Annotated in this window: 32 protein-coding genes and 7 pseudogenes; 5 read left to right on the forward strand and 34 right to left on the reverse strand. The window is 43.1% G+C overall.

The window, feature by feature from the left end; all coding sequences use genetic code 11:
• Positions 1–49: 49 nt before the first annotated feature.
• From KOY49_RS02345 to KOY49_RS02365, 5 genes are all read right to left on the reverse strand, one after another.
• On the reverse strand, positions 50–268 hold the full coding sequence (locus KOY49_RS02345; RefSeq protein ID WP_232736544.1) for a hypothetical protein: 219 nt from the start codon (positions 266–268) through the stop codon (positions 50–52).
• Positions 244–723 carry an alpha/beta fold hydrolase gene (locus KOY49_RS02350; RefSeq protein WP_232736545.1) on the reverse strand — a complete coding sequence of 160 codons (480 nt, stop codon included), beginning with the start codon at positions 721–723 and terminating at the stop codon, positions 244–246. The genes KOY49_RS02345 and KOY49_RS02350 overlap by 25 nt, the downstream gene beginning before the upstream one ends.
• A gap of 202 nt (positions 724–925) precedes the next feature.
• Positions 926–1,396: a 30S ribosomal protein S9 gene (gene rpsI, locus KOY49_RS02355; RefSeq protein WP_332873930.1), complete on the reverse strand. Its 471-nt coding sequence runs from the start codon at positions 1,394–1,396 to the stop codon at positions 926–928.
• Between the two features lies 1 nt (position 1,397).
• Entirely contained in the window at positions 1,398–1,829 is a 432-nt protein-coding gene (gene rplM, locus KOY49_RS02360) for a 50S ribosomal protein L13 (protein ID WP_129632888.1), read from the reverse strand.
• Position 1,830: 1 nt separating this feature from the next.
• Positions 1,831–2,010 carry a L17 family ribosomal protein gene (locus KOY49_RS02365; RefSeq protein ID WP_332873937.1) on the reverse strand — a complete coding sequence of 60 codons (180 nt, stop codon included), beginning with the start codon at positions 2,008–2,010 and terminating at the stop codon, positions 1,831–1,833.
• Between the two features lie 407 nt (positions 2,011–2,417).
• Here KOY49_RS02365 and KOY49_RS02370 point away from each other — a divergent pair, with 407 nt between their 5' ends.
• Positions 2,418–2,588 carry a hypothetical protein gene (locus KOY49_RS02370; RefSeq protein WP_232736546.1) on the forward strand — a complete coding sequence of 57 codons (171 nt, stop codon included), beginning with the start codon at positions 2,418–2,420 and terminating at the stop codon, positions 2,586–2,588.
• A 156-nt stretch (positions 2,589–2,744) separates the two neighbouring features.
• On the opposite strand, the gene KOY49_RS02375 is transcribed toward KOY49_RS02370, so the two are convergent.
• From KOY49_RS02375 to KOY49_RS02410, 8 genes are all read right to left on the reverse strand, one after another.
• Positions 2,745–3,242, reverse strand: a complete 498-nt coding sequence (locus KOY49_RS02375; protein WP_232736547.1) for a hypothetical protein — start codon at positions 3,240–3,242, stop codon at positions 2,745–2,747.
• 21 nt (positions 3,243–3,263) lie between these two features.
• The gene (gene rpsD, locus KOY49_RS02380; RefSeq protein WP_232736548.1) at positions 3,264–3,884 is read right to left on the reverse strand and encodes a 30S ribosomal protein S4; all 621 of its coding nucleotides are present in this window, start codon (positions 3,882–3,884) and stop codon (positions 3,264–3,266) included.
• A 2-nt stretch (positions 3,885–3,886) separates the two neighbouring features.
• A complete protein-coding gene (gene rpsK, locus KOY49_RS02385) occupies positions 3,887–4,276 on the reverse strand; it encodes a 30S ribosomal protein S11 (protein WP_129632899.1) in 390 nt (129 codons plus the stop codon).
• A 15-nt stretch (positions 4,277–4,291) separates the two neighbouring features.
• Entirely contained in the window at positions 4,292–4,678 is a 387-nt protein-coding gene (gene rpsM, locus KOY49_RS02390) for a 30S ribosomal protein S13 (protein WP_129632902.1), read from the reverse strand.
• A gap of 2 nt (positions 4,679–4,680) precedes the next feature.
• The gene (rpmJ, locus tag KOY49_RS02395) at positions 4,681–4,797 is read right to left on the reverse strand and encodes a 50S ribosomal protein L36 (protein WP_129637195.1); all 117 of its coding nucleotides are present in this window, start codon (positions 4,795–4,797) and stop codon (positions 4,681–4,683) included.
• Positions 4,798–4,851: 54 nt separating this feature from the next.
• Positions 4,852–5,094 (reverse strand): translation initiation factor IF-1, encoded by a 243-nt coding sequence (gene infA / locus KOY49_RS02400; protein ID WP_232736549.1) that lies wholly within the window; start codon positions 5,092–5,094, stop codon positions 4,852–4,854.
• A 388-nt stretch (positions 5,095–5,482) separates the two neighbouring features.
• Positions 5,483–7,531, reverse strand: a complete 2,049-nt coding sequence (locus tag KOY49_RS02405) for a heavy metal translocating P-type ATPase (protein ID WP_332873938.1) — start codon at positions 7,529–7,531, stop codon at positions 5,483–5,485.
• A 33-nt stretch (positions 7,532–7,564) separates the two neighbouring features.
• Positions 7,565–8,032 carry a CopY/TcrY family copper transport repressor gene (locus KOY49_RS02410; RefSeq protein WP_039327374.1) on the reverse strand — a complete coding sequence of 156 codons (468 nt, stop codon included), beginning with the start codon at positions 8,030–8,032 and terminating at the stop codon, positions 7,565–7,567.
• Between the two features lie 169 nt (positions 8,033–8,201).
• Between KOY49_RS02410 and KOY49_RS02415 the strand changes: the two genes are divergently transcribed.
• Both KOY49_RS02415 and KOY49_RS02420 read left to right on the forward strand, forming a co-directional pair.
• Entirely contained in the window at positions 8,202–8,372 is a 171-nt protein-coding gene (locus KOY49_RS02415; protein WP_232736551.1) for a hypothetical protein, read from the forward strand.
• A gap of 182 nt (positions 8,373–8,554) precedes the next feature.
• Positions 8,555–8,776, forward strand: coding sequence for a hypothetical protein (locus KOY49_RS02420; protein ID WP_232736552.1), 222 nt, complete (start codon positions 8,555–8,557; stop codon positions 8,774–8,776).
• Positions 8,777–8,827: 51 nt separating this feature from the next.
• Here KOY49_RS02420 and secY read toward each other — a convergent pair whose 3' ends face one another.
• From secY to rplF, 5 genes and pseudogenes are all read right to left on the reverse strand, one after another.
• Positions 8,828–10,303 carry a preprotein translocase subunit SecY gene (gene secY / locus KOY49_RS02425; protein WP_232736553.1) on the reverse strand — a complete coding sequence of 492 codons (1,476 nt, stop codon included), beginning with the start codon at positions 10,301–10,303 and terminating at the stop codon, positions 8,828–8,830.
• Positions 10,304–10,433: 130 nt separating this feature from the next.
• Positions 10,434–10,907 (reverse strand): 50S ribosomal protein L15, encoded by a 474-nt coding sequence (gene rplO, locus KOY49_RS02430; RefSeq protein ID WP_232736554.1) that lies wholly within the window; start codon positions 10,905–10,907, stop codon positions 10,434–10,436.
• Between the two features lie 65 nt (positions 10,908–10,972).
• Positions 10,973–11,497 (reverse strand): annotated as a pseudogene (gene rpsE / locus KOY49_RS02435) (30S ribosomal protein S5); the annotation flags it as partial.
• Position 11,498: 1 nt separating this feature from the next.
• Complete coding sequence (gene rplR, locus KOY49_RS02440) at positions 11,499–11,849, reverse strand: 50S ribosomal protein L18 (protein ID WP_129745349.1); 351 nt, start codon at positions 11,847–11,849, stop codon at positions 11,499–11,501.
• A 2-nt stretch (positions 11,850–11,851) separates the two neighbouring features.
• Positions 11,852–12,385 carry a 50S ribosomal protein L6 gene (rplF, locus tag KOY49_RS02445; RefSeq protein ID WP_129744668.1) on the reverse strand — a complete coding sequence of 178 codons (534 nt, stop codon included), beginning with the start codon at positions 12,383–12,385 and terminating at the stop codon, positions 11,852–11,854.
• A 241-nt stretch (positions 12,386–12,626) separates the two neighbouring features.
• Between rplF and KOY49_RS02450 the strand changes: the two genes are divergently transcribed.
• Together KOY49_RS02450 and KOY49_RS02455 are read left to right on the forward strand one after the other, a co-directional pair.
• The gene (locus tag KOY49_RS02450; RefSeq protein WP_232736555.1) at positions 12,627–12,986 is read left to right on the forward strand and encodes a CYTH domain-containing protein; all 360 of its coding nucleotides are present in this window, start codon (positions 12,627–12,629) and stop codon (positions 12,984–12,986) included.
• A 146-nt stretch (positions 12,987–13,132) separates the two neighbouring features.
• The gene (locus KOY49_RS02455) at positions 13,133–13,792 is read left to right on the forward strand and encodes a non-canonical purine NTP pyrophosphatase (RefSeq protein ID WP_232736556.1); all 660 of its coding nucleotides are present in this window, start codon (positions 13,133–13,135) and stop codon (positions 13,790–13,792) included.
• A 13-nt stretch (positions 13,793–13,805) separates the two neighbouring features.
• Here KOY49_RS02455 and KOY49_RS02460 read toward each other — a convergent pair whose 3' ends face one another.
• The 16 genes and pseudogenes from KOY49_RS02460 to KOY49_RS02535 all read right to left on the reverse strand — a co-directional run bounded on the left by KOY49_RS02460 (position 13,806) and on the right by KOY49_RS02535 (position 23,399).
• The gene (locus KOY49_RS02460; protein WP_232736557.1) at positions 13,806–14,066 is read right to left on the reverse strand and encodes a hypothetical protein; all 261 of its coding nucleotides are present in this window, start codon (positions 14,064–14,066) and stop codon (positions 13,806–13,808) included.
• A 251-nt stretch (positions 14,067–14,317) separates the two neighbouring features.
• Positions 14,318–16,578: pseudogene (locus KOY49_RS02465) on the reverse strand (S8 family peptidase).
• A gap of 1 nt (position 16,579) precedes the next feature.
• A complete protein-coding gene (locus KOY49_RS02470) occupies positions 16,580–17,617 on the reverse strand; it encodes an ATP-binding protein (RefSeq protein WP_232735876.1) in 1,038 nt (345 codons plus the stop codon).
• A 350-nt stretch (positions 17,618–17,967) separates the two neighbouring features.
• Entirely contained in the window at positions 17,968–18,369 is a 402-nt protein-coding gene (gene rpsH / locus KOY49_RS02475) for a 30S ribosomal protein S8 (RefSeq protein WP_129630940.1), read from the reverse strand.
• A gap of 20 nt (positions 18,370–18,389) precedes the next feature.
• Positions 18,390–18,660, reverse strand: a pseudogene (rpsN, locus tag KOY49_RS02480) (30S ribosomal protein S14).
• Positions 18,660–19,244 carry a 50S ribosomal protein L5 gene (gene rplE, locus KOY49_RS02485; RefSeq protein ID WP_129743752.1) on the reverse strand — a complete coding sequence of 195 codons (585 nt, stop codon included), beginning with the start codon at positions 19,242–19,244 and terminating at the stop codon, positions 18,660–18,662. The pseudogene rpsN and the gene rplE overlap by 1 nt, the downstream one beginning before the upstream one ends.
• Positions 19,244–19,564 (reverse strand): 50S ribosomal protein L24, encoded by a 321-nt coding sequence (rplX, locus tag KOY49_RS02490; RefSeq protein WP_232735877.1) that lies wholly within the window; start codon positions 19,562–19,564, stop codon positions 19,244–19,246. Before rplX ends, rplE begins: the two co-directional genes overlap by 1 nt.
• Positions 19,564–19,933 (reverse strand): annotated as a pseudogene (gene rplN, locus KOY49_RS02495) (50S ribosomal protein L14). The gene rplX and the pseudogene rplN overlap by 1 nt, the downstream one beginning before the upstream one ends.
• Positions 19,930–20,242: pseudogene (gene rpsQ / locus KOY49_RS02500) on the reverse strand (30S ribosomal protein S17). The pseudogenes rplN and rpsQ overlap by 4 nt, the downstream one beginning before the upstream one ends.
• A 28-nt stretch (positions 20,243–20,270) precedes the next feature.
• Positions 20,271–20,453: a 50S ribosomal protein L29 gene (gene rpmC / locus KOY49_RS02505; RefSeq protein ID WP_232735878.1), complete on the reverse strand. Its 183-nt coding sequence runs from the start codon at positions 20,451–20,453 to the stop codon at positions 20,271–20,273.
• Positions 20,454–20,868, reverse strand: a pseudogene (rplP, locus tag KOY49_RS02510) (50S ribosomal protein L16).
• On the reverse strand, positions 20,869–21,504 hold the full coding sequence (gene rpsC, locus KOY49_RS02515; RefSeq protein ID WP_129630962.1) for a 30S ribosomal protein S3: 636 nt from the start codon (positions 21,502–21,504) through the stop codon (positions 20,869–20,871).
• A complete protein-coding gene (gene rplV / locus KOY49_RS02520) occupies positions 21,505–21,963 on the reverse strand; it encodes a 50S ribosomal protein L22 (protein ID WP_232735879.1) in 459 nt (152 codons plus the stop codon).
• 2 nt (positions 21,964–21,965) lie between these two features.
• The gene (gene rpsS / locus KOY49_RS02525; protein WP_129630968.1) at positions 21,966–22,232 is read right to left on the reverse strand and encodes a 30S ribosomal protein S19; all 267 of its coding nucleotides are present in this window, start codon (positions 22,230–22,232) and stop codon (positions 21,966–21,968) included.
• A 6-nt stretch (positions 22,233–22,238) separates the two neighbouring features.
• Positions 22,239–23,079: pseudogene (gene rplB / locus KOY49_RS02530) on the reverse strand (50S ribosomal protein L2).
• Positions 23,079–23,399, reverse strand: coding sequence for a 50S ribosomal protein L23 (locus KOY49_RS02535; RefSeq protein ID WP_232735880.1), 321 nt, complete (start codon positions 23,397–23,399; stop codon positions 23,079–23,081). Before KOY49_RS02535 ends, rplB begins: the two are co-directional and overlap by 1 nt.
• Position 23,400 lies beyond the last annotated feature (1 nt).

Here is a 23,400-nt window from a genome sequence, read left to right on the forward strand (position 1 = left end):
TATCGCGAGTAATATCAGATCGATAACTTAAATTTGGATTCTACTTCAATCATAAACTTTCTCGTTTGGACTTTGTTATAAGACGACTCGTTTTTGGTGAATATTTTCCCGCCAAATACTCTTTCATAATTTCCGACAACTTCTTCGCATATTTATCGGTTATTTCATGCCGCTGAGTTGCCATTGACGTATGAGTGATATTGTTATGATCTTTTGCCAATTTCTTCAGGTTTCTCTCGACAATCAGTGGATCAAGTTTTCCAGACAAAATAGCAATCGGAAGAGTGAGCTTAGTGCGATATCATTCATTGTCGTCTGATTGATAATCGCGGTGTTCAGGGCGATTAAAAACGACTCGGCGGTAACTTCATCGGCCTTAAATCCAGCGTCAGGCCAAATATTGTGCCGATCAGCGAATTGCAAAAAGCGTTTCGAACTGCGCGGATGACTATTGAAAAACTCATAAAGCGCACGCAAAATCTTCTCTGGATGATGAATTTTTTCGTCAACCCTCGGATAATATATCGGCGGACTACACAAAATCAGCGACTTGCTCAACTTCGGATATTGCTTGGCGAGCTCTACGGCAGCCAGCGACCCCATAGAATGACCGATGACAATATCGACGTGATTTATGAATTCCCTACGCAAAGTGGCGACGATGCTTGCGGCTTGGTCGTGAACATTGTAGGATTTCCAATCAGGCTTGGGCGAATCTGCCAAATCCCAGCATATCAATTGCTATAACTCGCGCATCTCTTCGGCAAATACGGCTCCAGCGGCGTCCATGTTCGCCAGGAAGTGCCCAATCCATGAATAAGTAAAATCGTCGTCTTCCCGGTTTTTCCGGACGAAAAAAATAATGCACGTTCAATACATACGGAATCCGCAACCAGCGATGCAGATAATCTTGTCCAACATATTTTTAGTATACTATGAAAATACTCCGCCTGCATATGAAACGGAGTATTTTGTGATAGCCTTTTTCTGTACTAACGCTTAGAGAATCGAGCCTGCGCTTACGAGCAGAACGAAGACCGTACTTCTTAAGCGCTCTTTTCTCGCGTGGGTCACGCTTCAATAGCTCAGCCTTCTTCAGAACTGGACGCAGGTCAGCGTGAGCAGCAGTCAAAGCTTTTGCGATGCCAAGCTTGATAGCGTCAACTTGACCAGCCAAGCCGCCACCCTTAACTAGGATAGTAACGTCGAATTCTTTTTGCTTGCTGACAATTGCAAGTGGATCGGTTACTTCTGCTAGTAAGGTTTTGTTGCCGTCCAGGTACTCAGCAGCAGGCTTGCCATTGATTGTAATGGTGCCTTTGCCAGGAAGCAAGCGAACGCTTGCTGAAGCACTTTTGCGTCGACCTAAGCCGTAGAAATAAGTATCAGCAGCCATATTACTTTACCTCAACTTTCTCTGGTGTTTGTGCTGTGTGAGCGTGGTCGCTGCCAGCAAAAATGCGTAGACGCTTTAGGCGCTCTGCTTGCAATTTATTCTTTGGCAACATACCTTTAACAGCTTCTTCAATAATTCGCTCTGGGTGGCGTTCGCGCATTTCTTTGAATTGCGTTTCCTTAATTCCACCTGGGAAACCACTGTGGCGATAGTAATACTTATCAGTTTCCTTGTATCCAGTAACAACTGTCTGCGCAGCATTGATAACAACTACGTAGTCGCCACCGTCAATATGAGGAGTGTAAGTTGGCTTGTATTTACCAGTCAAATGCTTAGCAATTTCTGTAGCCAAACGTCCAAGTGGTAATTCGCTAGCGTCAAACAATACCCAACGGCGAGAAACTTCAGATGGTTTTTGTGAATAAGTCTTCATCTTATTTTCCCTTCTTTGGCATTGGTTTAATATCGTCAACAAACTCGATGATCGCCATTTGAGCGCCGTCGCCAACTCGCAAACGTGTTCGTTCAACGCGAACGTGTCCGCTGGTTCGACCACTCAGCTGTGGTGCGATTTCATCAACTGGATGCTGCGGAAGCGAGCGGCGCCGCCGCAGAAGGCTACAATCACCTGACGTCGTGGTCGGGGCATATGGCCGCCGACTTCGCCAGCCATAGGGAAGAAGGCAGGCACACGCTGACCAGTCACCGCTCTTAGTACTTCGGCAAGGTGCGAGCGCATCGCCCCGTACTCAACCAAACTGATAGCCAGACGCTGTGAGCACGGCTCGCAGCTGATCACGCTCAGCGGCCGAACTTGCGCCCCTCATACCACGCGTCGACGCATACTTAAAACAACAACTCACGCCATCACGGCACGCACGGAATACAGCACCTACGAACCGAAACCGCGCAATGCTAGCAAATGCTGGAGCAGTTCAAAGTCACAAAATCGCGAAGAACGCGGACGGCGAGTGCTAATTAGCGCGTGCGGCGCACAGGCGCGAAAGGCGAGCGCCGCTGAATGGCATTGCGCAACGCCGAACGCGCCAACGATGCCATAGCTGCACCAAGCGCTGTAACAGCACCAGTAAAAAACGTGTTGCCAGCCGAAAGCTGCTGTATTACAATTTTGAAAAAAAATAGCAACGGCCGCATCAAACACCGTCACAGACAAGGAACAAAACCTGTGTAGTTTCAACAAGGAATTCGCCACAATTCTCCAAGGAAAATTTCATGGCTGCGATACACAAGTATGACCGCAACTTGGGAACCAAAACGTACAACTGGCGAATACAGGAAATCAACCAGGCAATCATGCCGCCTTGCGCCAGAAAGACGCCGCTCGCAATTACAGCGCGACAATCAACACGATAACCGCGAACCTGCCCCGAACCACACAAACGTGCTGCTTATAACCAAAAACTGGGGCTGGATGCGGCCATGCGCGAGCATTATTACGTCGCCATTCAGGCCAAGGAAAAGCCGAAAAAACAAACATTAGTTTTAATGTCAGCGGCAAAGAATACGCCAGCGACCAGTGCACTGCAAAACGCAGCTCAAAAGGAACGTCAGCAAACACACGAAGCTGAACGTCTGGAAAAATCAAAAAAAAGCGTCGACAACAGCACTCGCTGATGCCTTCAACAGTAGTAAACTCGTGAGTTGCGCCCTCAATCCTGAAAGCTACAACCGCGCCACCGCGAACGCTTGACAATAGAACGCGTCGCAATGAGTTACCAAGAGTATTACCGTAGCCTGGGTGAAGTGGCTCGATTAGAAAAGTAGCACTGGTTTCTGAAATATCATCAACGCTCGCGAGTGCTGGATTGTAAATTGCTTTTGCCATAATTCTTCCCTAACCCTTCTTTTATCGTGAGTAATACTCAACAATTAATTGCTCGTTGATGTCAGCTTCTGCTTCCTCGCGCTTTGGCAAACCAGTTACTTCAATCTTCAGCTTCTTGCTATCAGCTTTTAGCCAGCTTAGTGGGCCTTGGACTGAATTGTTGATTACATCGTCAATTCGTGTAAAGTACTCTGACTTGGTACTCTTTGGACGAACCGTGATGACATCGCCAGCTTTAACGCGAATCGATGGAATATCGACGCGTCGGCCGTTCAATTCAAAATGTCCGTGGCTAACTAGTTGACGAGCTGCGCGACGTGATACGGCAAATCCAGAACGATAAACAACGTTATCCAAACGGCGCTCTAATAGCTTCAACAAGTTTTCGCCCGCCAAACCTTCTTGAGCGCGTGTTGCTTCGTTCATCAAGCGAGCAAACTGCTTCTCAACTAGACCGTACAAGCGACGAACCTTCTGCTTTTCACGAAGCTGTGTAGCGTATAGACTTGGCTTATTCTGACGACCATGTGCGTGTTGACCTGGAATGCCAGATTTTTTCGCCAAAATTTTATGTGCTTTTGGATGAAGCGCATAACCTTCGCGGCGGCTTTGCTTGACAATTGGTGAATTATCTCGTGCCATAATTATGCCCTCCGTGCCTTTCGTGGACGAACACCGCCGTGAGGCACGCCAGTTACGTCCTTAATGCTTTCTACTGAGATGTCGAAGGCGCTGACCGCACGAATAGCGGCATCACGACCCAAACCGACACCTTTCACGAAAACGTCAACAGATTTCAAGCCGTATTGAGTTTTCGCAGCTTCAGCAGCTTTTTCAGCAGCAACCTGTGAAGCATAGGCTGTACCTTTTTTGCTTCCACGGAAACCACATGCACCAGCTGATGAAGCGGTTAGTACGTTACCCTTCTTGTCGGAAAAAGTAACGATAGTATTGTTAAATGTTGCCTGAATGTGCAGCTGACCAGCTGGGACTGATCGGCGCTGCTTCTTCTTGGTAGATTTTGCGTCTGCCATTTCTTAGTCCTTTCTTTAGGTCTTACTTGCTGCTTTTGGTTGTGTACCGCCCACGGCGATGGCGCGACCCTTGCGAGTTCGTGCATTCGTACGAGTCCGCTGTCCGCGTGTTGGCAGTCCTGCTTTGTGGCGAAGACCGCGATAGGCGTTGATATCCTTCAAGCGCTTAATATTATTTGCCACCAAGCGCTGGAGATCACCTTCAACGGTGTATTCGCTGTCAATAATTTCGCGAATCTTGTTTTCTTCAGCCTCGGTGAGATCTTTCACCCGAGTGGTCGGCTCAATTTTAGCCGCCGCAAGGATGCTCGAAGCGTGCTTTGGCCCAATACCGTAAATATAGGTGAGCGCAATTTGCACCTGCTTCTCTGTTGGGATAACTACCCCAGCAATTCGAGCCATGCTTAACCCTGCCTTTGCTTATTCTTAGGTTTTTTCTTGTTGATGATATATAGTCGGCCTTTGCGGCGAACGAACTTATCATCGGGACTGATTTTTTTCACACCTGCACGAACTTTCATAAAGTGCTTAAATCTCCCTTCCCGAGTAAACCCGAGATTACCGTTAATATTTAACTACCGACCTTGAGGTCGATCGTCACGTAGGCGGAAGCTGATTCGTCCCTTTGTAAGATCGTAAGGGGTCATCTCAACCTCAACCTTATCACCAGGCACCAGACGGATATAATGCTTACGCATTCCTCCTGAAATGTGCGCGATGATACTATGACCATTCTCCAGTTCCACCTTAAATTGAGTATTAGGCAGTGCTTCCACTACCTTTCCTACCATTTTGATGACTTCCTTTTGACTCGCCATAAGTTACAGTTGTCAATTATACAGTACTAAACACAGTTTGACAAGGGTTTTCGCCGTAAATTTAAGTGCTATAATATTAGCTCACAAATTTAACATAAGGATTTTTATGGCAAGAAGAAAAAACCGGCAAACTTGTAAGGTTACAAAATATAAAGTGAGATAATGACCACTTTAAGCGAACTGGTAGACGGCTATTGAACGTGAAATAATTGCGTAATCTTAAAGCAATACCCAAACCAGATACAGAACGAAATGGCAGCGCAAAGGACGAGATGATCGGATCGAAGTTTGGTCGATTGAAGCAGGCATAAAATATTACGGTGGTAAACGGTATTCCAAGTTCGCTAGAAAAGAACGCCCCGATAGATTTTCCAGAATATAAGAAATTCTAGCATGGCTTAAAGACAAAAACACGATGCAGAAGTAAATACGAAGGCAATGACCAGGAGGAAATACAGCGTCGGATAAATGAATGCCTCCCAGGTGCTGCCGGTAAAGGAGCCTGGGTTGAGAAAGTGACGGAAACAAAGTCAACAGAGTCCCCAACCAAGTTCAACAGGTTTGGATTGCCTGAGGCCTTCATGACTTGGCCGATGAATTGCGGCAAGCTGAGGAAGGCAACGGCAAAGATGACCGGGATGACGCCAGCAGCGATGAGCTTGACCGGCAGGATGCTCTTGATGCCACCGTAGCTGGAGTTGCCGTGGATACGCTTGGCGTAGTTGATAGTGATGACGCGCTGGGCTTCATTAATTTTCACCAGGAAGTAGAGAACGATGAGTGAGGCGATAGCCATGATCACCACCAGCCAAAAGACGGTTGGATTCGCCGGCAGAGTAAACCAGTTAAAGACGTTCAGCCCGCCAGCCGCAGTGATTTTTCGATTTTCCATCAATTTTCTATTTCCAATTTGAACTTCCTTGCCTTCAAATGCTGCACGAATACCGTAACCTGGCATTGCCCTAAATTTTTCATACGGCTTAATTTCAATATTTTTCTCTTTTGCTTTGTTTACGATTGCTTCTGCCAATGGATGCTCTGAATCATTTTCCACACTTGCAGCAATTTTTAACAATTCATTTTCATTATATTTCCCATAAGCAATCAAATTAGTAAGTATAGGCTTTCCTTTCGTAATCGTACCAGTCTTGTCAAATACAACTGTTTTTATTTTGTATGCTGTTTCAAGAGCTTCCCCGCTTTTTATAAGAATACCGTTTTCAGCCCCTTTTCCAGTTCCAACCATTATTGATGTAGGTGTTGCAAGTCCCAATGCACACGGACACGCAATTACAAGTACAGCGATGAAAAACGACAATGCAGTAACCAATCCACTTCCACTTAGAAACCAAGCAATTCCTGCAATTATCGCAATCCCAATAACAATCGGCACAAAATATGCCGACACAATGTCTGCCATTCTAGAGATAGGAGCCTTTGACCCCTGTGCCTCCTCAACCAGCTTTATAATTTGTGACAAAACTGTATTTTTACCAATTTCAGTCGCCTCAAATCTGATACTTCCATTTTTATTTATACTTCCGCCAACAACCTTATCTCCAACTTTTTTGCTTACTGGCAAACTTTCTCCTGTCAACATTGACTCATCAACAGAAGTCGCCCCTTCCACAATTCTTCCATCCACCGCAATTTTTTCTCCCGGCTTCACAATAACAATATCTCCAACTTTCAAGTTTTCAATCAGAACTTCCTTTTCCGCTCCATTTTCAATAATTTTAGCCTTTTTAGGTTGAAGTCCGATAAGTTTTTTTATTGCCGATGAAGTTTGACCTTTTGTTTTTGCCTCCAGCAGTTTTCCAAACAAGATTAACGTAATAATTGCACCAGCCGACTCATAATATAAATCCATATGTGCTTCAGGGTCTACAATTACAATTCCAAAAGTTGCGTAAATTCCATAGAGTACCGCCGCCGTTGACCCAATAGCAATTAATGAATCCATTGTTGGAGATTTTCTTACTAAATTTTTAAATCCATGTGAAAAAAAATCTCTCCCAGCATAAATAATAGGCAAAGTCAACACAAACTGTGCCAACGCAAAATTAAGCGGATTTACCTTAGGATTCAAAAATTCAGGAAGTACTGCCCCAAGCATATGCCCCATCGAAATATACAAAAGTGGAACAACAAAAATAACTGCTAAAATTAATCGATTTTTCAAACTTATTATTTTTTCTTGATAAAGTTCCACCTTTTTATCTTCTGTCATATCCTCAGCCAGTCCATACCCAGCCGACTCCACTATTTCCCTAATTTTATCAAAATTGTACTTCTTCTCATCATATTCAATATTCAATTTTTCAGTTGCAAAATTAACTGAAGCGTTAATATCATTATTTTTATTAAGTGCCTTTTCCACAGCATTGGCACAAGATGCACAGCTCATTCCGGTTACTGTATAGTTTTTTTCTGCCATAATCTTTTCTTCCTTCATTTAGTACACCATATCTTAAATATGCTTATGTCCGCTATGTTCGCAATTACACTGCCCCTCCACACAATCACACGAAACTTCTCCCATAGCCGTCTTCCTCTTTTCCTCAACAGCCTTTAAAATCAGATCCAAGTCGTCAAAACTCAGTTCACTGTTCTCAATAACTTTCCCTATCATTTCTCCAACTTTCGTTTTACAAATTTTATCAAAAGTTCCTAATATATAACTGTTAGCAACTTCCTTTTCTGTAAAATCTGTCGAATAAATATACTTGTTCCCAATTTCCTTCTTTTTCAAAATATTCTTTTTCAGCAGCCGATTCAACAGCGCCTTTATTGTAGCCTGTTTCCAGTTCATTTTCTCACAAAGCACCTCTGTCACAAACTTGCTCGTAACTTCGCTATTTGCCCACACAACTCGCATTACTTCCCATTCTGCATCGGTTATATGCTGTTTTTTATCGATTCTGCAATTTTCTTTCACATTCTTACCTCCTTTAATGTTTACGTTTGTAATCTTTTTACATTATATATTTTGACATCCGCCATAAGTTACAGTTGTCAATTATACAGTACTAAACACAGTTTGACAGGGTTTTCGCCGTAAATTTAAGTGCTATAATTGAGTCATCAAATTTAACATAAGGATTTTTATGGCAAGCAAGAAAAAACCGGCAAACTTTAAGGTTACAAAATCGAAGAATGAGATAATGACCGCGGTGCTAATCGGTCTGGTGACGGCTTTGATAGTGATAGATAGTTATTGGCGTAATTTTAACAGCCAACCACAACTCAAACAAGACGCAAACGGCGGAAAAGGTTGACAATGGATCTGTGAACTTGGGATCTTTAGGCTTCCGAATTGAAGGAGATAAAGCGGTTACTCGCAACGATTCAGCCACACAAGAGATTCGCGATTTTCTGAAAACAGAAAATAAAAAATCGGGCTGTAAGGATAACAACGGCGTGGCATGCGGTAATTGCCCATTCCCAGGACGAGAAACAATTGTTACTGGGCTATGGTTGCGGCAATTCTGTGGCGCGAATGTTTGCAGTCAAGAAAGACGACGGATGGAAAGCGATTTCCCCAACCAACCAATTTAATTTGTTTGACATTCCGAGTTGTAAGATGGTTGATGAAAATAACATTAGTAATGAAATTGCGCCAGTCTGCCAAAATGAGAAAAAAGTTGGCGACAATTTATCTTACGATTACAAAATACGATAATCCATTCACAAAAAGAATTCCCCGCTTTTCGGCGGGGATTTTTAATGTCAATTATTTTTTCTTAAACAAACGACGCTTCTTACTCTTCTTTTTGTCGCTATCAAGCAACTCGTCTGGATCAAAGTCGTCATACGTAACCATCAGCGCACGAGAGTTGACTTGTCGCAGAGTCTCAAGGGCAACTGATACGACAATCAAGATTCCAGTACCGCCGATTGACAAACGCAAACCTTGCAAGCCTGTCAAATTGTACGTGAGATATTCCGCGACGAATGGCAAAATAGCCACGATTCCCAGGACGATTGAGCCGAACAAAATCAAGCGATTGACGGTTCTCATAAGGTATTTTTCAGTCTGAGCGCCCGGACGCACGCCTTCAATAAATCCGCCTTGCTTCTGCAGATTTTCGGCAATTTCGTTAGCGTTAAAGACGATTCCAGTGTAGAAATATGTAAAGGCGATAACCAAGATAAAGTATAGCGTTGGGTAAATAAACGCTTCAGCGGTGCTTCCTGTGAACGAGCCCGCGTTTGGAGCTTGGAACCAAGTGATCAATTTGTTGGCGGTCGGCAGAAGATTGGCGTTACCAGACGCTTTCATAACTTGACCAACAAATTGCGGCAAGCTCAGAAACGCAACCGCAAAGATGACTGGAATAACTCCCGCAGCAATCAACTTAACCGGCAAAATGCTTTTTACATCGCCATAATTACTATTTCCATGAACGCGCTTTGCGTAGTTAATCGTAATGACACGCTGAGCTTCGTTGATTTTAACTAGGAAATAAAGGACGATAAGTCCGGCGATTGACATGATTAATATCGTCCAGAACATAACTGGGTTTACAGGGAGAGTGAACCAGTTGAAGACGTTTAAGCTGCCAGATGAGGTGTTGAACAATGATGAGATTAATGACGCGAGCATTTGTGGCAATTGGCTGATGATACCAGCGAAGATTACGATAGAAATACCGTTGCCGATTCCTTGCTCAGTGATCAACTCACCGAGCCACATCAGAAGGACAGAGCCTGCTGTCATTGAAGTGATTGAAACGATCCATTCCATCATCGTAGGGTCGGCTAATGTCGTGCTGCCGCCTTGAAGAACTGTTTGCCTTAAGATGAAGATGAAAGCGATTGACTGGACAATAGCAAGCGGCACAGTAATAACACGTGTCCATTGCTGAATTTTTCGACGTCCAGATTCGCCATCTTTGTGTAGCTCCTCAAGCCTTGGAATGGCTTTAGTTAGAAGCTGAATGATGATACTGGCGGTAATAAATGGACTAAGTCCAACCAACACCAGAGAGAAGCTCGACAGTGCGCCACCAGATAGCAAGTTCAAAATTCCACCGAGGTCAGATTGCCCAAGCACCGACGAAATCGCGTTACGTAGTTGTGTTGGTTCCGCCAACGGCACTGGAATGTGCGCCAATAATCGATAAACAACGATTATTCCCACGACAATAAATAGTCGTTTTTGCATATCTTTATTTTTCAGCGAGCGGAAAATTATTCTCCAATTCATGTTTTAGCCCCTCATAGTCACTAACAATTCTTAACTCTGTTAATTATACATTACCTTAGCGGATATTTCCATACCTAAAAAAAGAATCCCCTTATTCTATAGAGGGGATTCTTGTGATTGACGAGAAAAATTATTTCTCTTCAGCTTCTTTCATGCTTTGACGCAGAGGTGTAGCTACTTTCTCAAATGAGCCACCAGCTTTTTCGATAGCAGCAACAACTGAAGCTGAGGCAGCTTGTACTTTCAAGTCAACCTTAGCCTTCAATTCACCACGAGCAATCACCTTAACCGTGTGGAATGGAGTTGCAATGTAGCCTTCAGTGAACAACAAAGCATTGTCAACGGTCTTGCCGTCAAATGCGTTCAAGTGATCCATGTACACAACTTGAGCTGGAGTTCGCAAGCTCTTGAATCCGCGAGCCTTTGGCACAGCTTGAGCTAGTGGACGCTGACCACCCTGGAACATTACGCGAAGCTTCTTACCTGTTCGGGCGTTCTGACCTTTAGTACCGCGACCAGCAGTTTTACCTTGACCAGCAGCAATACCGCGACCAACGCGCTTTTTATTCTTGTTTGCTGAAACTTGGAGATCATTGTACTTCATTATTTAGCCTCCTTTTTAGCAACCTTTTTTACAGGCTGAGCGCTTAGCCATTGATCGCGTGGAACTAATGACTTTAGAGCTTCAATAGTCGCGTAAGCAATGTTAACCTTGTTGGTTGAGCCAAGAGATTTGGTCAATAGGTTACGAACACCTGTTACGCCGATAATCTGGCGAACTACACCACCAGCGATAATACCAGTACCAGGAGCGGCTGGCTTGATCAATACGCGTGCGCCAGAGAATTTAACTTCGCTGTCGTGCGGAATTGTTTCGCCGTTTAATGGCAATGTAATTAAGTGCTTTTTAGCGACTGACGTAGCCTTAGCGACTGCAGCTTGAACGTCTGCACCCTTAGCAACACCGACACCAACTTTATCTTTGCGGTTACCAACAACCACCAAAGCCTTAAATCGGAAACGGCGACCACCTTTAACCACGCGAGAAACGCGGTCAATGTTGATTACCAATTCTTCAAACTCTTTTGGTGCGTCATCGCGCACATTTCGCCGGTCATCGCGGCGACCACCACGTGGATTTCGAGGTCGACGACCTTCTGCACGTGGGGTAGTATTTGCAGCTTGCTCTGCCATACTAAAACTCCAATCCTTCTTGGCGCGCAGCGTCAGCCAAAGCCTTTAGGCGGCCAGCGTATTGACGACCATTGCGGTCAAACACTACTGCGCTAATCTTAATTTTCTTTGCTTTTTTAGCAATTTCAGTACCGATAGCAGCACTTTTTTCAGTCATCGTGCCAGTCGCTTTTGTGCCAACTGTAGTTGCTGCAGCCAATGTTTTACCAGCTACATCGTCAATCAATTGCGCGCTAACGTGCAAATTGCTAATAGTAACTGTCAAGCGTGGGCGCTCTGCCGTGCCTGAAACCTTAGCGCGAACGCGGTTTTTGCGAAGAGCGCGGTTGAGTAGCTTCTTATTTTCAGCCATGATTACTTACCTGTCTTTCCTGCTTTACGCAAAATCTGCTCGTCGACGTACTTAATACCCTTGCCCTTGTATGGTTCAGGCTTCTTCAATGCGCGGATTTCCGCTGCAACTTGGCCGACTTGTTGTTTATTAATACCGCTAACAACGATAATCATTTTTTCGTTGGTAACAGTTACGCCTTCTGGGGCTTTGTATTTGACTGGATGTGAAAATCCAAGTGCCATTTCTAGCTCGTTGTTGCTTGAGCTAACACGGAAACCGACACCGTTAACCTCTAGGCGCTTTTCATAGCCTTTGGTTACACCGATTACCATGTTGTTAATTAGCGCGCGCATCAGACCATGCTGACTACGGGCTACTTTGGACTCGTCCTTAGGATGTACCGTGACTTGTCCGTCTTCGACTTTCACCTCAACTGCTGGTGTGATGAATTGCGTCAATTCACCTTTCGGGCCCTTTACGACCACATCACCAGAGTCAACCGTGATTGTCACACCGGCCGGAATAACCACCGGCAGTTTTCCGATTCGACTCAGACTCATTACTCACCTTTCGTGTGATTTGATATTAACCCTGGTATTTTAGCATAGATTAGGGGTGAAATGCAAGGTTGTTTTGAGCCGATTACCGTAGATAGCAGAATACTGCCAAAATAGCGAAAGTGAGTTTGATAATGCTGCTTGGCAGAACGGCTCTGAAATATATCGTAATCGTAGATTTTTACGTACTTCGTAATAATCCCATAGCACGACTGAGAACTCAGAGATCATTATAAGAATGCTAGCGAAAATACTTAAATTGACACTGATTATCAATCGACAGGATGTAGATTTTATGCAGACGGTTGAATGCTTGCGGATTCGACAGCGCGATAATTTTGCCGAGATAACATACAAGCCACCAACCAATCAGCACACGCACACGGAAAATAAAATAATCATCAAGCCAGAAACAAACCTGCCAATTAACCCAAAAAACACAACAACCGCCAAGCAGCTACCGGCAAACCTCGGTATGATGAAACTGGTCGAGGTCAACAAGTTTCCACGAATATGTAAGTGCAGACAGTACGAGACAAGGCTAAGATCGCTAAAGAAGAAATTAGTCTTGAAGACGCTTCAAAACATACTGAACTAATAAATGTTCATAAATATGAGCGATTAGCCCGTCGTTATCGGCTGTTTTGTATATGGATGAAACTATCATTGCTTGGTTCGATGATATTATAATACCGTCAAATTAGCAATTTTTCGATATTTATGAAAGTGATATAATCATACTCAATGACAGCAACTATACTTTTCGCCACCAGAAACCCAGGCAAATACGCAGAATTCGTTGCCGCGTTTCATAAATTCTCTCCGCAGACGTCAATTATTTCGTTGGCAGATTTGGACTATCAAATACCCGACTGCATAGAAACGGGCGCAACATTTGAACAAAACGCCCTATTGAAAGCACGACACACAAGGAATCATTTACACGGAAATGACAAAAACCTGATAATTATCGCCGATGATTCAGGCATGGAAATTGAAGCCCTAAATGGCGAGCCTGGCGTATTTACAAGACGCTGGAATGGTCATGAGATGAGTGATCAAGAAATCGTAGATTATTGCCTGAAGAAGCTTGAAAATAAGACAAACAGACGAGCGCAATACACGACGTGTCTTGTAATAAACTTCCCTGATGGTCGTGAGGAGGTGATTTTTGGAAAAAATTCTGGCGTTATCTTAACTGAGCCACGAGAAGAATCGCGACTCAAAGGTATGCCGTTTCGGGAATTATTTTTCGTACCTGAGCTTAATATGATGTTTCACGAAGTGCGCGAACTGCCGAAGTTGAAGCGCAATGGATATTCACTCGGGCATGAAGTTGCAGTCGAAAAATGTGCCACTCTTATAAAAGAGCATGCAATGTTGCATTCTTCGACTGTTGTTTAGCGATGGGGATGTCTCACTGATTGATGTCGCAGATAAGTACAGCGAGCTTATTAATAAGCGTCGAATCGAGCTGCTTAGGGACAATATCCTGCGGATGAAGATAAGCTAACTCCTCGACTTCCTCACTCACCCGCCGATTACCTAGGAGCGTCAACTCAAAAGCAATGATAAGCATCGGGTCATCGAACTTGTTATGCAACGTTGGAATAATCAACGGATTTTCTGCAGAGACTTTGACATATGCCTCTAAATCGTCCAGAAACTCTCGTTTCAACGCTTCGATAACATCCTCACAATGTTCCAGACCGCCCTATGACGTCAAGAGGATGGTTTTATTTAGCATTGCAATACACCTCCATCGAGAAAGGAATTCGTGTATTTCAATTCTGTCTTTTCCTCAAGGCTTTTCTAGAATAAACTCTAGCATATACCTAAATCGTTACAAATAGCAGATTCTAGGTATTTCTTCTTATAATGTTACCCTAACCAATACCTATAGACTGTTCTAAAAGTTGCATAAAAGTCTCATCTACACCAATCTAATTCGAATTCAATTTCTTCATTTAGACTATTAAATAGTTCAACTTGTACATCTATATGAGAGCCTATTAACAAGCCATCCCCGTAATTCTGCTTGGTGAATAAAATCTCTCGATACGATTCTCTCCATTCAATTCCATTAAACTGACAACAACACCGAATCGAACTCCTTGCCCATCTCTAGTTTTTAGCCGTTCAATTGTTTTTATACTCATCCCCCACTGAGGATTAGACTGATTTAAAATTGGTTTAACTCGCTTTCGGGCAGTGAACGTCTCTCCTATATGCTTAACATTATCCCATTTTCTAAAAACATTTCGAGCTGCGTTTTCCTTCACATAACCTGGAGTATCTTCCGTATACTGATTATCTTTATTGATTGATTCAATGCCGTCTGGCTTTAGTCTACCAAAGGTAATTTGCATCTCTGTATTTGTATAGTCGACTCCCTGATTTCTTGAGCAATTCGGAGAATAACACATTGTTGCTTTAGCAACATATGGATAATTTCCGTTTGATATCGGCACTGGAAAATCATAGTTATATGTGTCATATGCTTTAGAAACATCCGAGACGATAAACTTGATTTCATCGTCAGGAGTAGATAAGATGTCCTCCATCTTTATTGGAACTATACCATTGCCAATTAAAGATAAATCAGCAAATGTTTTTTTATTATTCCATGGTATTGCTGAATCAATTAACAAAGCCTTTGCCTCCTCTCGATTAAGTCCCATAACATGTATAAGATAAGCCATTTTTCTTGCGATAAACGGTGCTGCAAAACTAGTGCCTGCTACTCGACCTAAACCCAATGGTTCACAAACATTTATAAAATCACCATTTCCACCACCATAATATGAAACATCTGGCTTAACAAAGAATGATAAAACAACACCCTCTCGTGAATATGAAACTACTTGATTATTAAAATCAACAGAATTTACAATTATAGAATTAAGCGAATCAGCAGGAGCACCTATTCTTTTACGTTTCCCATTTATAACGGAAGCATTTGTCCCAGCTATGATAAAAATCACATCATTCTCAAATTGAATTTCGTCTAATAAAGCTCCCTCGACAGAAATAAAATTTTCTCTTATTTCATCATTAGACCCTAAAGAAAGATTCCAAACCTTAATATCAGAATTCTGAGAAACAATCTCTTTAATCTGTTTTATGATTGTAAATGAATTAAATCCACTTTGCAGAGACACACCAAAATGCCTCACCCTAAAATGTCCACAACCATCATCTAAATTAGGATTCAAACTGGCGCCATCAACTATTAGAGAAGTAACAGCCGTTCCATGTTTATAGTCTTGGCTATACTTTCTTATATCATTTGAAACCAAATCATGATATTCAACCCACTCATTAAAGTAAACTCTCTCATCAAATAAGGTATCAATAACACCAACAACTGGTTCATTCATTGGGGATGGAAGATTCGTTTGGAAATTATTATTACCTAAATAAAAATCATCTAGAGATAATTTAGAGAAGTCCTCAACAATCATGGAAACGAGATATGGAGCTTTTGATAATAGCAATTCAATATTTTTTTCATCAAGCAAGACAGTTGTTTGATTCATAACATTGGCTTCTGAAACGTTAACATTGATTTTCTTAAGTACTTTTAAAATATCTGTTTGAACATCATAGAATGTAACAATAGAATTAGTTACATCTGAAATTTTAGCGTACTCAACGCCAAATTTCTCAACAAAGCAAGAATCTCTCAAATATTGCTGAAACTTAGATTTTGGAATACCATATTCCGAAAATTTTATGGAAGCAAATGTTGATGACTCAGAGAACATCTCACTTGTTATCTCTCCATCGAAATGTTTCTCAAAAACTTCAATTGTCTTACTCAAAACTATAATTGTTTTATTAAGTACATCTCCAGAGATATAGTGAGTAATAATATGCTTTCTCTTCTCACCATCAAATTTTGCTCCCACAATGGTATCATTAGGAACTGGATTCTCTGTTCCTACATTGAAGAAGCCGTTAATACGGTTACTTTTAGCTACAATTCGATTATAGTATACACTTATCAAAACACCATCAATAATACTGTCCTTCTCCCAATATTTTTTTACTTCTTCTAAGGAAGAATAAAGACGTTTCAAATGTTCTAGCGTAATTATCGTATCTTTTGGTACGGTAATTGGTCCTCTGCCATTATTTCTCGATTTTGGTTTAAAACTTTTACCGCGTAATGTCAATAATGTATTCATGTCAATTCTCGCTTAATTCTCGTGAGACACTGCTTTTAGAAATACCTGTTAAAATCGCGATTTCTCGAACAGTAAAACCAAGCTTTGATAATTTAGGAATAGATAAATTCCTTCCATTATGCAAGCTCCTTAATAAACGTTTTTGATAGTCATGTGGATATGTCGGATCACTAAATGCCAGTGAAGTTCTTATTAAATTCCTCAAGTCGCCAGGATTCGGTATAATCTCAGAGCTATAAATAATTTTCTTAAATAACTTCAGATCTCTTGCTACATTTTTGAATTGTTTCAATAACTCCGTCAAAATAACCACAGCAACTTCAACCTTGTCATCATCAGAATAGCGATCGAAATCAATTATAGCGTCGAATCTTCTAGTAACTGCTTTATCAAGATTTTCAAAAAGATTCGTTGTGGCAATGAGTATAATCTCTGGAGATAATCTATCTAACTCTTTTAAAAAAGCAGAAGTTACTCTCCCCATTTCTCTTAAATCATTCTGATTAACCCTATCCAATACGATAGAATCAATTTCATCAAAAAGGATGATATAATTTTGCTTAAAAGGCAAATGATTGATTTCATTAAAAAGAGCTGCTAAATTTTTAACTGTCTGTCCTAGTTTACTATCAACTAGGTGACTAAAATCTACCACAAGTAATTCTTTGTCAATAAGTCTAGTCACCTGCTTCACACTTTCAGTTTTTCCAGTACCTGGTGCCCCTACAAATAAGAATTTATTTATTCCAATGTGATGATTAACAGCGTTTATTATTCCTTTCAAGTCATTCATAATGGGAAGTGGCAATGGAAGAGGACTAATATCTAATTTAACAGGAGTCAAATACTCACTTATATTCTCTATTTGTGGTACTAATCTATCACTTTGAGATATCATCCCCATAATATATTGTGCTAATTGTGCATCTCCATGTTTATCAAAAATTCGAGCAATAGCTATGCTTTGATTTCTGAATTCTGTCAATTTGCTCTCAGAAAGTTGATACTTTATTAAATCAAGAACATCTGATTTTTTCATGACTCAATCCTCCTTCTATCAAAAATGATACTACGCCTTTGGGACAAAGTCAATTTTTATGGGACAAATTATAAATAAAACCTAGAAAAATATTATTCTGTAATCTCTCTATCCCGCCAGGAAGATCCCATGAATCACTTCTCTCATGAACGAACAGTAGTTTACCTGAATAATCATACACCAATCCCTTGACTGCTACTCGATATGCACCAAGAACATCTATAACAGTTATCTACGTACTGGTAACACATATGTCGCTAATATAGATGACAAATTAGGCATAGGTCTACTAATAGCAGAAAAAAAAACGCCCCGCACTCACGAGCACGTTTATTTTATTATTGCTAGGTTTAGTACACCTTCAACAACAACTCGCCACCAAGTTTAGCCTTGGCTGCTTCAGCGCCAGTCATGACACCTTTTGAGGTTGAGATAAGTACCAAACCGCGGCCACTCTTTACCTTTGGAATCTCGCTAGCGCCGACGTAAACGCGACGACCAGGTTTTGAGATGCGGGTAATTTCATTGATGGTGCTGTTAGTTCCTTTTTCATTGATAGTAACTACCAACACGCCGCGAGGCTTAGCATCTTCCAGTTTGACATCTGCCAAGTAGCCGTTTTTGACTAATTGTTCAGCGATGACTTTCTTCATCTTGCTGGACGGAACACGAACTTCCGTTTTGCCAACCAATTTCGCATTGCGGATGCGAGTCAGAAGGTCGGCGATTGGGTCTGTAGTTTGCATAGACATATTCTAATCTCCTTTCCTTCTTACCAACTACTCTTTGTTATGCCTGGGATTTCACCCTTGGCTGCTTTTTCGCGGAAATTGATACGACTCAAGCCGAACTGACGCATGTAGCCGCAATGGGCGACCAGAGATGCTATCACGGTTCTTGTGCCTGGTTGGACTAGAATTGCGAGGCAATTTCTGCAAACCATCGAGGTCGCCAAGTTCTTTCAACTCAACACGCTTGGCTGCAAACTTGGCAATCATCTTCATACGCTTCTTATCACGAGCGACCATTGATTTCTTAGCCATTACTTGACGCCTCCTTTCTTCTCAAACGGCATGCCGAATTTTTCTAGCAACGCCTTAGAAGCTTCCTTGTTGCCGTTCTTGATAACAAATGTAACCTGCAAACCGTGCAAAACCTGAGTTTCCTCAAATGTCAATTCTGGGAAAATCGATTGCTCGGTGATGCCGAGATTATAATTGCCACCTTTATCAAACTTCAAGCCAACGCCGTGAAAGTCACGAACGCGAGGCAAAGCAACGTTAATCAAACGATCCATGAACTCGTACATACGAGCGCCGCGCAAAGTTACGCTAACACCAATTGGCGCGCCCATACCTTTACGAATGCTAAATGTCGCGATTGATTTTTTGGCTCGTCGAGCCACTGGTGCTTGACCGGTGATTTTCTCGACAGTGTTTTTGACAATTTCGAAATGACGCTTGTCATCTTTCTTTTTGCCGGTACCAACGCTCACGACGATCTTTTCCAAAGCTGGCACTTCATGCACGTTCTTTAGATTCAATTCGGCTTGTAGTTCCTTAAGGTAAGTTCCTTGATACAAGGCTTTCAAGCGAGGAGCTGGCACGACAGTTTTCTTTTCTGCCATTATTTAATCTCCTTATTTTTTGCTTGGCGAGCAACACGAGTTTTGCCGCCGTCAGCATTCTTTACTAAACCAACCCGACTGGTTTTGCCTGATTTCTCATCAACAACCAAAGCGACTTTGCTGATATCCATTGGTACGTGAATATCTTTCTTGCCGCCTTTTGGATTGTACTGGCTTGGCTTAACGTGGCGATGTCCAACGCCAACACCTTCGAACAAAACAGTTTGATCTTTTGTGTTAACCTTTAGAACTTTACCAGTTGTGCCTTTATTTTTACCAGCAATAATTTTTACGGTATCGTCTTTATGAATTCGAGCCATTAGAGTACCTCCGGAGCTAAGCTGACGATCTTCATGTAGCCCATATCGCGAAGTTCGCGTGGAACTGGACCGAAGACACGAGTAGCTTTTGGCTGCTTGTCATCGTTGATAATCACTACGGCATTGTCGTCAAAACAGATTGTTGAGCCGTCTTTGCGATGAATTTGATCGCGAGTACGAACAACTACAGCCTTAACAACAGATTTTCTTCTTAACGTTACCGGTTGGGCTAGCGTCTTTTACCGAGCAGACGATTACGTCGCCAACGCGAGCGTAACGGCGTCGTGTACCGCCAAGAACGCGGATACACAAAACTTCCCTAGCACCTGAGTTGTCGGCTACCTTAAGGCGAGATTCTTGTTGGATCATTTGTCGTCCTCCTTAGCCTCTTCCTTAGTTTCGCCAGAAACTTCGTCCTTTAGTTTGATAGAACCGCGAGACTTTTCAATCACCTTAACTAGAGTAAAGCTCTTAGTCTTGGAAATTGGGCGAGTCTTCTTCGATCTGCACCTTGTCGCCTTCACCTGCTTCGTTGGTTTCATCGTGAGCAGTGTATTTGCGAGTCACGGTGTACTGCTTGCCGTATAGCGGATGCGTTTCGCGGCTAGTGACCGTCACAGTGATGGTCTTGTCGCGCTTGGCACTCGTTACGACGCCAATCAATGTTCGTCGGGCCATTACTTGCCTCTCCTTTGTATTATTAATTTCAGGTCAGCAGGCGTGCAATTTCCTTTCGGAGTGAACGCAACGCTTTTGGATTAACTAATTCGCCAGCAGCGTGAGAACGTTTTGCCTGAAGTAGGTCGTTTCGCTTTTCAGCCAACTCCTTCTTCAAATCGTCAATAGTCTTAACAACTGCTGCTTTAACAGTTTTCTTCGCTTCAGCCATTTATGCGTCCTCCCGCTTGATGAACTTACATTTGACTGGCAATTTGTGGATAGCCAGACGCATTGCTTCGCGAGCAACTTCCTCTGAAACACCCTGCATCTCAAACAGAACAGTACCAGCCTTTACCTTAGCAACGGAAGAACTCTGGGTTACCTTTACCGCCACCCATCTTCAAGCCAAGTGGCTTTCGGGTAACTGGAGTGTGAGGGAAGATTCGAATCCAAATCTTACCACCACGCTTGATGTAACGAGTCATCGCCTGACGAGCAGACTCGATTTGGCGGGAGTTGATGCGCTCATTTGATTGTGATTGCAATGCAAAGTAGCCGAACGCGATGTAATTGCCACGAGTTGCTTGACCGCAGTTTTTTCCAATACGCACTTTGCGGTGCTTAGTTTTCTTTGGTAACAGCATTTAGCGACTCCTTTCTCCCTTATAAATCCACACTTTCACGCCAATGATACCAGCTGGTGTCTGAGCGCGAGCACAGTGGAAGTCAATATCAGCGCGCAAGGTGTGTAGAGGCACTGAGCCCTCGATTACCTTTTCGCGACGTGCCATTTCAGCGCCGTTCAAACGACCAGCCACCTCAATACGAATACCTTTAGCGCCAGCATTCATGGTGTTTTGTGCGGTCATTTTAGTTGCACGGCGGAAGTTGATTCGGCGCTCCAATTGGCGAGCGATATTCTCAGCTACCAATTTGGCTGCCAATTCTGGACGACGAACTTCTTCGATGTTAATACGAACTGGCTGACCAGCAATCTTCTCAACTTGCTTCTTCAATTCGTTCACGCCAGCACCACCGCGACCGATAACAACACCAGCTTTTGCCGTGTGAATTGTAATCGTGATCAAGTTGGCGCTACGCTCAATCTCAATGCGATTGATAGTTGGGCGTGAGGCAAATTTCTTTTCAATCAACTCGCGGATTTCGTGATCCTGACGAATCGCCTCTGCAAACTCTTTCTTATTGGCCGTAAACCAACGAGAGCTCCAGTTCTTATTGACCTGTAGGCGGAAGTTGATTGGATTCACTTTTTGACCCATTTACTTCTCCTCCTTTTTTGCTGCCGGTTTAGCGGCTTTTTTAGCTGCAGGCTTAGCAGTTTTTGTTTCTGCCTTAGCTTCGGCCTTTTTTGCAGGCGCTTTCTTTGGCTTTTCCGTGCCAGTTACTTCAACCAAAATATTTGAAGTCTTTTTCTGGAATGGCAAAGCGCGGCCACGTGATGCAGGCTTAAAGCGGCGCAAACGTGTACCAGTAGTAACACTCAAAGTAGTAATTACTAAGCTTTTAGCATCCAAGCCGTGGTTATTGATAGCGTTTGCCTTAGCGCTTTCGATAGCCTTCTTAACTGGGCTAGCAGCGCGCTTTGGAACGTGCTCTAAGATAACTAGCGCATCAGCTACAGTACGACCTCGTACCAATGCTGCAACCAAGCTAACCTTACGTGGTGCCTGGTCAACACCTTTAGCGTAAGCGCGAACAGTATAAGTTGTATCAGCCATGATTACTTCTTATCCTTTCCGCCGTGCTTACGGAACTTACGAGTTGGACTAAACTCACCGAGCTTATGACCAACCATGTTTTCGGTAATCAGCACTGGTACGTGCACTCTACCGTTGTGAACAGCAATCGTTCGACCAACCATTTCTGGGGTGATAGTCGAAGCGCGCGCCCACGTTTTGATAACGGTTCGATCGTCAAGGCTAAGAGCAGCAATTTTCTTTGCTAGCTTTACATCGACGAATGGACCTTTCTTTAATGAACGACTCATCGTGATTTACCTCTTCCTCTTCGCGTCGTGACGCGTGCGTACGATTAATTTATTCGAGCCTTTACGGCGACGAGTTCGATAACCTAATGTCAATTGACCCCAAGGAGTACGTGGTGCTTTACCAGTACCGTGGCGACCACCGTCACCACCACCATGTGGGTGGTCTGCGGCGTTCATAACGACACCACGAACGGTTGGGCGAATACCCTTGCGGCGTTTACGACCAGCTGAACCGATCTTAACATTTTGGTGCTGGACGTTCAACGACTACACCGATAGCAGCGGTAGCTTCCAAGCGAACTTTACGAACTTCGCCAGATGGCAATTTGATAGTTGCGTAGTTGCCTTCTTTCGCCATCAACTGAGCTTTAGCACCAGCAGCGCGCACCATTTGTGCACCCTTACCAGCAGTCAACTCAATAGCGTAAATCATCGTACCAACAGGAATAACTGACAATGGCAAGCGGTTCGAAGCCTCAATTGGAGCTTCTTCACCAGTTCGGATAGTTTTACCCTTAACCATTGAGGTGTCAGCTAAGATGTAGTGGTACAAATTGTACTGATCCTTAACTCGAGCAATACGAGCTGAGCGGTTTGGATCGTATTCGATTTCTTCAATCGTCAAGGTCAAGCCTGCTGGCAAATTGTGGTTCACCAAGCGGTAGTGACGACGAACGCCGCCTCCGCGATGACGAACAGTAATTCGACCTTGGTTGTTGCGACCGGCATTTTGCTTTTTAGCTTTAATCAGACTTTTAAGAGGTTTTCTTGTTGTAATGTCTGACAAATCCTGACTCGTCATGCCGCGACGAGCAGGAGTGGTTGGATTGTAAGCTTTCACTGGCATTACTTGGTCTCCTCCATCTGCTGCTCTATTGCGTCAAACACATCGAGCTTATCGCCTTCTTTCAGCGTCACGTAAGCCTTCTTCCAATCCTTGCGTGTTGTTGTGCCAGGATAACGATTCTTGCCTCGTGAGAAGCGTACAGCCTTGCCGTCTTGTACTAAGGTTTTAACCTTAACTACAGTAACGCCAAATTGCGCTTCTACAGCTGATTTGATTTCGTTCTTATTCAAGTTAAGTGGAGCGCGTAGCACATATACGCCATTAGCGCTCTGTGCGTAAGCCTTTTCACTAACACGTGGGATAATAATCGTCTGTTTCATA

The sequence above is a fragment of the Candidatus Minimicrobia vallesae genome (assembly GCF_018866205.1).
Lineage (GTDB): Bacteria > Patescibacteriota > Saccharimonadia > Saccharimonadales > Saccharimonadaceae > Nanosynbacter > Nanosynbacter vallesae.